The following is an 11,958-nucleotide window of genomic DNA, read 5'->3' as shown; positions in this document are numbered from 1 at the left end:
CATGACAAACCCCGCACCCCCGACGGCGTCCGACACCCCCGACGAGCCCACCATCGGTGCCGCCCCGGCCCTCGCCGCCCCGCCCCGTGACTTCCCGATCCAGCGCGGCTGCCCCTTCGCCGCACCCGCGGAGTACGCCGAGATGCGTACCGACGACCCGGTCGCCCGCGTCACCCTGCCGACCAAGCGGGAAGCCTGGGTGGTGACCCGCTACGACGACGTTCGCGAACTGCTCTCCGACCCGCGCGTCAGCGCCGACATCGGCCGCCCCAACTTTCCCGCTCTCGGAGAGGGCGAGCAGGAGGCCGGGGCCAGGTTCCGTCCCTTCATCCGCACCGACGCCCCCGAGCACACCCGCTACCGCCGCATGCTCCTGCCGGCGTTCACGGTGCGCCGAGTGCGCGCGATGCGGCCCGTCGTACAGGCACGGGTGGACGAGATCCTGGACGGCATGCTGGACGCCGGCGGTCCGGTGGACTTCGTGACCGCGTACGCCAACGCCGTCTCCACGTCGGTGATCTGCGAACTGCTCGGCATCCCGCGGCACAACCTGGAGTTCTTCCGGGACGTCACCAGGATCTCCGGCTCCCGCAACAGCACCGCGGAACAGGTCTCCGAAGCACTCGGCGGCCTCTTCGGACTGCTCGCCGAACTGATCGCCGAGCGGCGGGAGGACCCCCGGGACGACCTGATCTCCAAGCTCGTCACCGACCACCTGGTCCCCGGCAACGTGACGATGGACCAGCTGCTGTCCACCCTCGGCATCACGATCAACGCCGGCCGCGAGACCACCACCAGCATGATCGCCCTGAGCACCCTGCTCCTCCTGGAGCAGCCGGAGTTGATGGAGGAACTGCGGCAGGACCCCTCCCGGATGCCCGCGGCCGTCGACGAACTCCTGCGCGTCCTGTCCGTCGCCGACTCCATCCCCCTGCGCGTCGCCGCCGAGGACATCGAGCTGTCGGGCCGCACCGTCCCCGCCGACGACGGTGTCATCGCCCTCCTCGCCGGAGCCAACCACGACCCCGAGCAGTTCGACGACCCCGAGCGGGTCGACTTCCACCGCACGGACAACCACCACGTGGCGTTCGGATACGGCGTGCACCAGTGCGTCGGACAGCACCTGGCGCGGCTGGAACTGGAGGTCGCCCTGGAAACGCTGATCCGCCGCGTCCCCACCCTGCACCTCGCGGGGGACCGGGACCAGGTCGTCGTCAAGCACGACTCGGCCACCTTCGGCCTCGAAGAACTGATGGTGACCTGGTGACCGCCGCCTACTCGCCGAACGCCTCCGCACGCGCCGCGCGTGACGACAGCCCGTGGATCAGGTCGTGGAACGAGGGTCCCGCCTCCCGGCTCACACTGATCTGCCTGCCGCACGCCGGCGGCAGCGCGGGCTTCTACCGGACCTGGGCGGCGCTGATGCCCCCCGAGGTCGAACTCGTCGGCATCCAGTACCCGGGCCGCGAGGACCGCTTCGACGACCCGGAGAGCGCCGGCATGGGCGAGCTGGTGACCGCGGTGGCGGACGCCGTCCTGCCACTGCTCGACCGGCCGTACGCCCTCTTCGGGCACAGCATGGGCTCCGCCGTGGCCTGGGAACTGGCCCACGAACTGGACCGCCGGGAGGCCCCCGGCCCGCGCCGGCTCTTCGCGTCGGGCCGGGCCGCTCCCGGCAAGGCGGTGACCGGGCAACTGCACCGCCAGGACGACGACGTCCTGTGCGCGGAACTGAGCCGCCTCGGCGGCACCAGCCGTGAGGTCCTCGACGACCCCGGGCTGCGCTCCCTGATCCTCACGGCCGTGCGCCACGACTACCGGATCATCGAGACCCACCGGCCCGAGGAGCGCCCACCGCTGTCCTGTCCGATCCACGTCCTGACCGGAGGTGCCGACCCGGAGCTCGGCGAGGAGCGCAGCCGCGACCGGGCCGGCGGCTGGGCGGACCTCACCACCGCCCGCACCGAGGTCCGTGTCTTCCCCGGTGACCACTTCTACCTCACTCCACGACGCCGTGAGGTGGTCGCCACCGTCCTGCGCAGGATGGACCCCTCGCTGACCACGGACGGCCGGCGCACGTGGCCGAGCACCCCGTGAGCCCCCGCCACCCGGCCGCCCTCACCCGGCCGGCCACGTCCGCCCCCGCCTGGAGACTGCCGTGATCGACTACTACTCGGCCTCGGCCGAGTTCTACGAGCTGGTCGCCACCCGGCACACCGCCAGCAGCGGCCCCCCGCTGTCCCGCGTCCTCGCGGGTCTGGACGTGTCGCACGGCCCCGTCCTGGAGATCGGCGCGGGCACCGGACGCGTGACCGAGGTCATCGCCGCCGTACTCCCCGAGGCGGAGATCCTCGCCGCCGAGCCGTCGGCCACCATGCGGGCCATGCTCACCTCCCGGGTCGCCCGCGACCCGGACCTGCGGCGCCGGGTGACGGTGGTCGACGGTGCCGCCCAGGACCTCGACCTTCCCGAACGGCTCTCCGCGGTCGTCATCTTCGGCGTGGCCGGTCATCTCACCGTCCCCGAACGCGTCGCGCTGTGGAAGCGGCTCGCGGACCGCCTGCCGGACGGTGCGCCCATCGTCGTGGAACTGATGGGCGTCTCCTCCCCCCGCGTCATCCCCCCGGTGATGTCCCTGAGGGAGACCATCGGACGCCAGACGTACGAGTGGTGGATCGGCGGCGAACCCATCGAGGGCGACGCCATGCGGTTCACCACGACCTGGAAGGTCCTGCGCGACGGCCGCACCGTGCGCGAGGTCGCCGACAGCTACGACTGGCACACCTTCGACGTCGCCCGGCTGGCCCGGGAGGCAGGCATGACCAGCCGCCGCATCACCGAGGCGGGCGGCCGGCCCATCCCCGAAATCGGAGTACTCGTCAAGTGAAGTCACAACCTCCCGAGTCCGGCCCGGACCCGGTGTCCCAGGGCCCGGCGGCCCCCGGAGCGGGCCCCGAGGCACCCCCGCGCCCGCTCCGCACCCTGACCGAGCCCGTCCGGGGCCGGCTCGCCGTCGCCGTCGTCCTCCAGACCGTCGCGGCCCTCGCCTCGGTGGTGCCGTTCATCGCCGTCTCCGAGATCGCCGACCGTCTCACCGGAGGGACCCCTGCCGACGGTGACGTGCTGTGGCCGATGGTCATGCTGGCCGGTGCGGCGGGGCTGCTCGCCCTGGTGTGCGGCACGGCGGCCGGCGCCCTCGCCCACATCGCCGACAACGACCTCCAACTCACCCTCCGCCGCCGCCTCGCCCGGCACATCGGGCGGCTGCCGCTCGGCCGGCTCACCGACCGGGGCACCGGCGAGGTCAAGCAGGCGGTGCAGGACGACGTGAGCGCGCTGCACACGCTGTTCGCCCACACTCTGCTCGACGTCGTCGCGGTACTCATCGCGCCCGTGCCGGCCCTGGCCTACCTGTTCATCGTCGACTGGCGCCTCGCCCTCGTCGGGGTCGTGCCCCTGACGCTCGGCGTGCTCCTCTTCAGCCGGGCCATGGCGGGCGCGGCGGCGCAGATGGCCGAGTTCGGCGCCGCGCTGGGACGGATCTCCGCCGCCGCCGTGGAGTTCGCGTCCGGCATCGCCGTCTTCAAGAGCTTCGGGCGCGGAGGCAAGGCCCACGAGCGCTTCGTCCACGCGACCGAAGGCTTCGCCGACTTCTTCTCCCGCTGGGTCCGGACCACTCTGGTCAGTTCCACCGCCGCCGTGCTGGTGGTCGCCCCGGCCGTGGTGCTGCTCCTCCTGACCGTGGTGGGAGCGGTGTTCGTCACCCTGGAGTGGACGACCGGTGCCGAACTTGTCCCCTTCCTGCTGCTCGGTCCCGCCGTCGCCGCCCCCATGGGCGTCGTCGGACCCCGCATCCAGCAGATCCGGGCCGGCCAGGCCGCCGCCGTACGCGTCACGGAGCTGCTCCACGCTCCCACGCTCCCCGAGCCCGCCAACCCCGTGCTGCCGGACGGCCACCACATCTCCCTGCGCGGGGTGTCCTTCTCCTACGACGGGCAGACAGACGTCCTCAGCGACGTGGACCTCGACCTGGCGCCCGGCACGGTCACCGCGCTGGTCGGCCCCTCCGGCTCCGGCAAGTCGACTCTCGCGTCACTGCTGCCTCGCTTCCACGACGTCACAACCGGCACGGTGACCCTCGGCGGTGCCGACCTCCGTGACATCCCCGCGACCGAGCTGTACCGCCGGGTCGGCTTCGTCCTCCAGGACGTACGGCTGCTGCGGGCGAGCGTCGCCGACAACATCCGCCTCGGCCGCCCCGACGCCACCGACGAGGAGGTCGAGCGGTGCGCCCGCGCCGCCCGCATCCACGACCGTGTCATGGCCCTGCCCGACGGCTACGCGACCGAACTCGGCACCGCCGTCACCCTCTCCGGCGGTGAGGCACAACGCCTCTCCATCGCGAGAGCCCTGCTCGCCGACGCCCCGGTCCTCGTGCTCGACGAGGCGACCGCGTACGCCGACCCGCACTCCGAGGCACTGATCCAGGACGCGCTGTCCGCGCTCGCGGCCGGCCGCACCCTGCTCGTCATCGCCCACCGGCTGTCGACCGTCCGCTCCGCCGACCGGATCGTGGTGCTGGAGGACGGGCGCGTCACCGAACAGGGCCGCCACGACGACCTGCTGGCCGCCCGGGGCCGTTACGCCACGCTGTGGGACGCCCAGGGGAGCGCGGACGACATCCGAGAAGGAAGTGCACGATGATCCGTCAGCTCTACCGTGTCCTGGGACCGGAAGGCCCCCGCCCGCTCAACCGGCTGCTCCTCCTCCAGTGCGGCGCGGCCGTCCTGCAGGGCGTGGCCTTCGCCCTCCTGGTGCCCGTCCTGCGCACCCTGCTCGGCCCGGAACCCGACGACGTGTGGCCCTGGCTGACGGCGTTCGTCGTCTGCGCGCTCGCGCACGCCGTGCTCCAGGGCGCGGCCATCAGCGGCGGGTTCACGGTCGGTTCCCAGCTCTCCCGGGTGCTGCACCGCCGTCTGGCGGACCAGGCCCTGCGCCTGCCGCTGGGCTGGTTCACCGCCGGCCGCACGGCCGAGTTCAGCAGGCTCGCCGGGCAGAACGTCATCCAGGTGATGAGCACACCGGCCCACCTGCTGCGCCCGTTCATCAGCTCCCTGCTCACCCCGGCGACGCTGGTGGTCGCCACCTTCTTCTTCGACGTCCGCACCGCCCTGGTGCTGCTGGTCTGCGCGCCCGTGCTGTTCGCCGTCCAGAGGGCGAGCACGGCCGTGATGCGCCGGCTCGACCTCGGCCGTGACGCCGCGATCGGCGAGTCCGCCGACCGGGTCCTGGAGTACGCGCGCAACCAGCCGGTACTGAGGGCGTTCGGCCGGACCACCGAGGGTTACGGAGCGCTGGACGACGCCCTGATGGCCGAGGCGCGCGCGGACCGGCGGCTCATCGCGCGGGGGCTGCCCGGCCTGGTCTCTTTCTCGTTCGCCACCCGGCTCGTGTTCGCCCTGCTGCTCGCCCTGGGCGTGTCCTGGCAACTCGACGGATCGCTCACCGTGCCCACCCTGCTGGCGCTCCTCGTGCTCCTGGTCCGCCTGACCGACAGCGTGTCGTCCGCCGCCGAGGCCGGCGCCGGCCTGCGCATCGCCCGCAACACCCTGGACCGCCTCGGCGCGGTCCTCGACGAACCACCGTTCCCCCAGCCCGCCGAGCCGAAGACACCTCGCGACGCGAGCGTGGAGTTCACCGGGGTCGGCTTCCGCTACGACGGCGGCCCGTCGGAGGGCACGGGCACACGGCCGGTCCTGAACGACGTGACCTTCCGCCTGCCCGAGCGCAGCATGACCGCGCTGGTCGGGCCCTCCGGCGCGGGCAAGACCACGATCGCCGGGCTGCTCGCCCGGTTCCGGGACCCCACCGAGGGCACCGTCCGCATCGGGGGCGTCGACGTACGCGAGATCGGGGCCGACGACCTCGCGGCCCACGTCTCCCTCGTCTTCCAGGACGTGTACCTCTTCGACGGCACGATCGAGGAGAACGTCCGCATCGCCGCGCCCGGTGCGGGCCCCGGCGAACTGGCCGAGGCCGCGGCACTGTCCGGGCTGGACCGAGTGATCGGCGAGCTGCCCGAGGGGTGGGCCACGAAGGTGGGGGAGGGCGGCGCGCGACTGTCCGGTGGACAGCGGCAACGGGTGTCCGTCGCCCGCGCCCTTCTCAAGGACGCCCCGATCCTCGTTCTCGACGAGGCCACCGCCGCCCTCGACCAGGAGAACGAGGCGCTGTTCGCGCGGGCCGTGCGGACTTTGGCGGACCGCAAGACCCTCCTGGTCATCGCGCACCGGCTCAGCACCGTCGTGAGCGCCGACCGGATCCTCGTCCTGGAGGACGGCGAGATCACCGAACGGGGCACGCACGACGACCTGGTGACGAAGGGAGGCACGTACGCCTCCTTCTGGGAACGGCGGGCGCGGGCCCACGGCTGGCGACTGGAGGCAGCACCGTCATGACCCCTCGCCCGACACCAGCGGCCCCGGACCCAGCGGCAGAGAGAAGGCACGACACGATGACCATCGGACCCCACAACACCTGGGAGACATGGGCGAGGTCCGTCCCCCCGCTCGCATGCGCCGGCACCCGGGAGCCCTGCCCCGACCCGGCGGCCACCGCCACCCGTCTCGCACAGGCGGGACTCGCCGGCCAGTACGTGGTGTACGAGGGAGACGGCGGAGCCTGGCACTTCGCGGCGGGCTCCGACGCGAGTGTCACCGCGGGCGCCACCGGCATCACCGCGCGGGCGGGCGGACGTACCTGGACCTCGCGCACCGACGGGGAGCCCCTGACGGCGTTCGCCACCGCCCTGTCCGCCCTGCGCGACGAGAACGGCGAAGGCCGCCACTTCTACGGCTGGGCCGCCTTCGAGCTCGCCCATCTCCTTCACGCGGACCCCGCGGCGGCCGGGGACCAGCCCCTGCTGCACGCGCTGATCCCGTCCGTCGAGGTGACCCTCACCGGCGAGCGGACAGTGGTCCGCGCGGTGGACGAGGCGTGGGCGCGCAAGGTCGCCGACCTGCTCGCGGAGCCCGCGGCCGGGCGGGCCTGGCGCGACGAGCCGACGCGGGAGGGGACCGAGGGAGTCATCTCCGCGGGCACCGCCGCCTACGGGCAAGCGGTCTCCCGTACGGTCGGGGACATTCGCGCCGGGTTGCTGGAGAAGGCCGTGGTCTCCCGGAAGGTCCCGTTGCCCGCCGGATCCCGCCCGGACTTCTCCGCGACCTATCTCGCGGGTCGCCGGGCCAACACACCGGCCCGTTCCTACCTGCTGGATCTCGGCGGCTACCGGGCTGCCGGGTTCAGCCCCGAGACCGTTCTCGAGGTCTCAGACGACGGGCGGGTCAGCACACAGCCGCTGGCGGGCACCCGCGCACTGGGTGCCGACCCGGCGGAGAACGAACGCCGGCGCGCGGAACTGCTCAGCGACCCCAAGGAGATACACGAGCACGCCGTGTCCGTACGTCTGGCCTGGGACGAGATGGCGGCCGTGTGCCGCCCCGGCTCCGTCGTGGTCGAGGAGTACATGTCGGTCCGCCCACGGGGATCGGTGCAGCACCTTGCCTCGCGGGTGACGGGCCGGCTGCGTCCGGACGCCGGACCGTGGGACGCCTTCGCCTCCCTCTTCCCGGCGATAACCGCCACAGGGGTCTCCAAACGCGCCGCGCTCGAGACCCTGGCCCGCCACGAGGAAGGGCCACGGGGCCTGTACGGCGGCGCGGTGTTCCGGGGGAGCACGAGCGGCGCCCTGGACGCCGCCCTAGTCCTGCGCACGCTCATCGGAACGGAGAACGAGGCGTGGCTGCGGGCGGGCGCCGGGGTGACCGCCCAGTCCAGCCCCGAACGGGAGACCGAGGAGACCTGCGAGAAACTCCGCAGCGTCGCCCCGTATCTGCGGTTCTCCACGGAGTGACCCGGGACGGGACAGCCGAAGAGACGTCGGGCAGGGCGGGTGGCGGGCGCCCACCTCACCGATGATTCTTGCGGCAGGCCTGGTGGGGCGAGTTCGAGAGAAGCGCTCCTGGCTGGTCGGTGTACCGGAGCGGGAAACGGACCCAGGGGACGGCTCCCAAGGCGCCCCCACTGATCCGGGTGAAGGACACGACCACCGAAGCCGTCCGCACCACCCCACCGGGCTTGTCTCCACGTGTCGACCCTGAGAACGCCACCGTCTAGAAGCCTCAGGCGGCGACGTGGGCTGCGAGCCGGTCAGCGGCGGTGCGGGGCTCGCGGCCGAGGAGTTCGGCCAGCAGCGGGTCGGCTTCGGCGAATAAGGAGCGGTCACCGGCGAGGACGACCGCGGTGGCCTCGGCGATGTCGGCACGGTCGGTATACGGGACGGGGCCGTCCTCCGGCTGGGCGATCACGCCGGTCCGCTGCCACGGGCCGAGAACCTGGTCGAGCGGGCCGTAGGCCCCTTCGATATACCCCCACGGGTAAACTGCCTGGCGGTCGGAAGGTCAGCCAAGTCCGTCAAAGCGCGGAACGCCCCAGGGGCTGTCGGCAATGCAATCTTCGCTTCGTCCGCCGGGGCGTAGACGGCTGCGCAACCAAGGCCGGACGTTGCCCCAAGGGGGGCAAAGGCAGACGCCGGCGCGATGCTCACCGTCCTGTACGCCACTCTCCTGACTGTGCCCGCTTTGTGCGAGGTGGGCGCAGCCACAGAAGGAGGTGGGTGAAACCGGCAAGCTCAGCCGTTGTAAGGCGCTCCAGGTCCGGATCCATGCCGGAAGCCGGCAGCAAGGGGCGCGGTACCATCGACGGTCTGCTTGGGGGCGGGGGAGACCGGCTCGCCGACCGAAACTCCCCAAATTCTCCCCAGCGCCGTTGACCGATGGTTCTGCCTCCACGCCCCCGGGAAATGGTCCGTGGATTGCAAGGTCGAAGAGATGGGTGGCCTGGGAAGTGTTGAAAGAGGTCGTAGCGACCCGCTACGTCACGCCCTTGCGTGAGGGCGGCTCGCTGCCGGGACTCGTCGAGGCCGACGACCTCGGCACGTACGTCCTGAAGTTCACCGGCGCGGGGCAGGGCCGCAAGACGCTCGTCGCCGAGGTGGTCTGCGGCGAACTCGCCCGTCGGCTGGGCTTGCGGGTGCCGCGTCTCGTGACGGTCGACCTCGATCCGGTGCTCGGGCTGGGCGAACCCGACCAGCAGGTGCAGGAACTGCTCAAGGCGAGCGGCGGCATCAACCTCGGCATGGACTTCCTCTCCGGCGCGCTCGGCTTCGACCCGCTCGCCTTCGAGGTGAGCGCCGAGGAGGCGGGGCGCGTCGTCTGGTTCGACGCGCTGGTGAACAACGTCGACCGGTCCTGGCGCAACCCCAACCTGCTGTGGTGGCGCGGCGAGGTGTGGCTCGTCGACCACGGCGCGACCATGATCTGGCACCACAACTGGCCCGGTGCCGAGACCTCCGCCGCCCGGCCGTACGACACCTCCGACCACGCCCTCGCGCGCTTCACACCGGACATTCGCGCCGCAGCCGCCGCGCTCGCGCCCCTGGTCACCGAGGAACTCCTCGCCGAGGTCACCGCCGAGATCCCGGACGTCTGGCTGCTCGGCGAACCCGGCTTCGCCACCCCCGACGACCTCCGGCGCGCCTATGCCGAGCCCCTGCTCGCGCGGGCCGCCACCATCCACGAACGCGTCAAGGGGGACCGGTGAGCGACCGCCACGTCTTCGAGTACGCGCTGTTGCGCGTCGTACCCCGCGTCGAGCGCGGGGAGTGTGTCAACGCCGGAGTGCTCGTGTACTGCCGGGGCAGGTCCTACGTCGGTGCCCGCACCCACCTCGACGAGACCCGGCTGCTGGCCATCGATCCGGACGTGGACCTGCCCGGCGTGCGCGCCGCCCTGCGTGCCGTCGAGGGGGTGTGCGCCGGCGGCGACGCGGCGGGCCAGGCGGCCGGCGACGACCCCGGCCGCCGCTTCCGCTGGCTGATCGCCCCCCGTTCCACCATCGTCCAGCCCGGCCCCGTTCACACCGGCCTCACGACCGACCCGGCGGCGGAGACCGAACGGCTCCTCGACCTGCTGGTGCGGTAGCCGTGCTTCGCGCTCCCCGCCTCAGACGCGTCGGCGGCGCCTGATCGCGTAGGCCCCCGCGAGCCCGGCGCTTGCCACGAACCCCAGCCCGATGCCGATGTCCTGGCCGCTCGGCCCGGTACCCGAGGCACCGCCGACTCCGCCCTGGGTGCCGCGCGTCGGCACGGCGGTGGGAGAGACTGCGGGATCCGGCGTGGCGGTGGCCGAGGCCGTCGGGGTCGAGGTGGGGCGGGGCACGGAGGTCGCGGAGATGGTCGGGAGCGAGGCTCGCCTCGGCGGCGCCGCGCCGGCCGCGCCTCCGTCCGCTTTCCCGGCGGCGACGATCCCTCCCTGGTCGAGTCGGCTCTCGCCCGGCCGGCCTTCGCCGGGCCGGGCCTGGTCTGTTCCGTCCTGACCGACGTCCTGGCCGATGCCGCCCTGCTCGGGGCGGCCCAAGTCGTTTCCGCCCGCGCTGCTCTCGTCCCCGTCGATTCCTTCCGAGCCGTGCCCGCCCTCGTCGGGCCGGTACTCGTCGAGTCCGCCCGCGTCGAGGGCGACCTCCTCCGGCCGGCCTTCGCCGGCCCCGCTTCCGTCGGCTCCGCCTTCGTTTTCGTTGGCCTGGCTTGCCTCGGGCCGGTTCCCGTCGGACAGGTCTGCGGGGAGCGCGTCCGGACCGAAGGCTTCAGGGTCGGACGGTTCCGGGTCGAACGGGTTCCTGTCGAGGGCGGACCGGGACGTCTTCTGGTGGGTGAGATCCCAGGAGTCCGGTCCCTGGGGGTGTGCGGGGTAGGCCAGCGGCACGATCGCGGCGATCGCGACGGCTATGCCTGCGGCACCGGTACGACGGCGCATGGACGCCTCCTTTTCCGGCCACGAGTGGCTCGCGCTCCGACGCTAGGGCGCCGGTGGCGCGGGGGCCCGCAGCGCTGGGCCGATCGGGTGGGCCGCGCGCGGCCCACCCCCGGGAGTCCAGGTAATGGATCACACCGGCCCGGTGTCCCGTTGACACCGGGTGCCGAGGCTTCTAGCGTCACGTCTGCGGAAGGTACTAAGCGGTCGCTCACCCAGGGCGCACCGCGACACTCCGCACGGGCCGCATCCCCAGGACGAGGAGAAGCAGCAATGTCCACCACTGAGCAGCGGGTCGCCGTAGTCACCGGAGCCGCGCGCGGCATCGGTGCCGCGACCGCCGTACGACTGGCCGCCGAGGGCCGCGCCGTCGCCGTCATCGATCTCGACGAGGCCGCCTGCAAGGACACGGTCGAGAAGATCACCGCGGCCGGCGGCAAGGCGATCGCGGTCGGCTGCGACGTCTCCGACGAGGCGAAGGTCGAGGCGGCCGTCGCGCGGATCGCCGAGGAGCTGGGCGCGCCGGTGATCCTCGTCAACAACGCGGGCGTGTTGCGCGACAACCTGCTGTTCAAGATGAGCGTCTCCGACTGGGACACTGTCATGAACGTGCACCTGCGCGGCGCCTTCCTGATGTCGAAGGCCTGCCAGAAGCACATGGTGGACGCCGGCTTCGGCCGCATCGTCAACCTGTCCTCCTCCTCCGCGCTCGGCAACCGCGGCCAGGTCAACTACTCCGCCGCGAAGGCCGGTCTGCAGGGCTTCACCAAGACCCTCGCCAAGGAGCTCGGCAAGTTCGGCGTCACCGCCAACTCCGTCGCCCCCGGCTTCATCGCCACCGAGATGACCAAGGCCACCGCCGATCGCGTCGGCATGGGCTTCGACGACTTCAAGGCCGCCGCCGCCACGCAGATCCCGGTGGCGCGCGTCGGTGAGCCCGACGACATCGCCAACGCCATCGCCTTCTTCACCGGCGAGGCGGCCGGCTTCGTCTCCGGCCAGGTGCTGTACGTGGCCGGCGGACCGCTCGACTAGGGAAGACGGAGAAGAGAGAACACTGGGACCAGGGACACTCGGACTAGGGACCACT

10 protein-coding genes and 1 pseudogene are annotated in these 11,958 nt (G+C 72.5%); 9 read left to right on the top strand and 2 right to left on the bottom strand.

All coding sequences use genetic code 11. The annotated features are described in order from the left end of the window. The first annotated feature begins 1 nt into the window (after position 1). The 6 genes from ABEA26_RS01515 to ABEA26_RS01490 all read left to right on the top strand — a co-directional run bounded on the left by ABEA26_RS01515 (position 2) and on the right by ABEA26_RS01490 (position 7,912). Positions 2-1,267: a cytochrome P450 gene (locus ABEA26_RS01515; protein ID WP_345588390.1), complete on the top strand. Its 1,266-nt coding sequence runs from the start codon at positions 2-4 to the stop codon at positions 1,265-1,267. Beyond that, positions 1,264-2,097, top strand: a complete 834-nt coding sequence (locus tag ABEA26_RS01510) for a thioesterase II family protein (RefSeq protein ID WP_345588388.1) — start codon at positions 1,264-1,266, stop codon at positions 2,095-2,097. Before ABEA26_RS01515 ends, ABEA26_RS01510 begins: the two co-directional genes overlap by 4 nt. A gap of 61 nt (positions 2,098-2,158) precedes the next feature. Further along, the gene (locus tag ABEA26_RS01505) at positions 2,159-2,887 is read left to right on the top strand and encodes a class I SAM-dependent methyltransferase (protein ID WP_345588386.1); all 729 of its coding nucleotides are present in this window, start codon (positions 2,159-2,161) and stop codon (positions 2,885-2,887) included. After that, complete coding sequence (locus ABEA26_RS01500; protein WP_345588385.1) at positions 2,884-4,704, top strand: ABC transporter ATP-binding protein; 1,821 nt, start codon at positions 2,884-2,886, stop codon at positions 4,702-4,704. Before ABEA26_RS01505 ends, ABEA26_RS01500 begins: the two co-directional genes overlap by 4 nt. Further along, complete coding sequence (locus ABEA26_RS01495; protein WP_345588384.1) at positions 4,701-6,458, top strand: ABC transporter ATP-binding protein; 1,758 nt, start codon at positions 4,701-4,703, stop codon at positions 6,456-6,458. The genes ABEA26_RS01500 and ABEA26_RS01495 overlap by 4 nt, the downstream gene beginning before the upstream one ends. 56 nt (positions 6,459-6,514) lie before the next feature. Continuing rightward, positions 6,515-7,912 carry a salicylate synthase gene (locus ABEA26_RS01490; protein WP_345588382.1) on the top strand — a complete coding sequence of 466 codons (1,398 nt, stop codon included), beginning with the start codon at positions 6,515-6,517 and terminating at the stop codon, positions 7,910-7,912. Between the two features lie 268 nt (positions 7,913-8,180). Here the strand turns inward: ABEA26_RS01490 and ABEA26_RS01485 are convergent. Next, a pseudogene (locus ABEA26_RS01485) lies at positions 8,181-8,435 on the bottom strand (SDR family NAD(P)-dependent oxidoreductase); the annotation flags it as partial. Positions 8,436-8,904: 469 nt separating this feature from the next. Here ABEA26_RS01485 and ABEA26_RS01480 point away from each other — a divergent pair. Next, the gene (locus ABEA26_RS01480; RefSeq protein WP_345588402.1) at positions 8,905-9,660 is read left to right on the top strand and encodes a HipA family kinase; all 756 of its coding nucleotides are present in this window, start codon (positions 8,905-8,907) and stop codon (positions 9,658-9,660) included. Further along, the gene (locus tag ABEA26_RS01475; RefSeq protein WP_345588380.1) at positions 9,657-10,040 is read left to right on the top strand and encodes a DUF3037 domain-containing protein; all 384 of its coding nucleotides are present in this window, start codon (positions 9,657-9,659) and stop codon (positions 10,038-10,040) included. Before ABEA26_RS01480 ends, ABEA26_RS01475 begins: the two co-directional genes overlap by 4 nt. Positions 10,041-10,061: 21 nt before the next feature. Here the strand turns inward: ABEA26_RS01475 and ABEA26_RS01470 are convergent, their stop codons facing one another. Then, a complete protein-coding gene (locus tag ABEA26_RS01470; RefSeq protein ID WP_345588379.1) occupies positions 10,062-10,871 on the bottom strand; it encodes a hypothetical protein in 810 nt (269 codons plus the stop codon). A gap of 270 nt (positions 10,872-11,141) precedes the next feature. On the opposite strand from ABEA26_RS01470, the gene fabG reads away from it, so the two are divergent. Then, positions 11,142-11,903, top strand: coding sequence for a 3-oxoacyl-ACP reductase FabG (gene fabG / locus ABEA26_RS01465; protein WP_345588377.1), 762 nt, complete (start codon positions 11,142-11,144; stop codon positions 11,901-11,903). Positions 11,904-11,958: the final 55 nt, after the last annotated feature.

This window comes from Streptomyces marokkonensis (assembly GCF_039539045.1).
Lineage (GTDB): Bacteria > Actinomycetota > Actinomycetes > Streptomycetales > Streptomycetaceae > Streptomyces > Streptomyces marokkonensis.
Note: the sequence above shows the minus strand (reverse complement) of the source record. Positions and strands in the feature narration are given on the sequence as shown.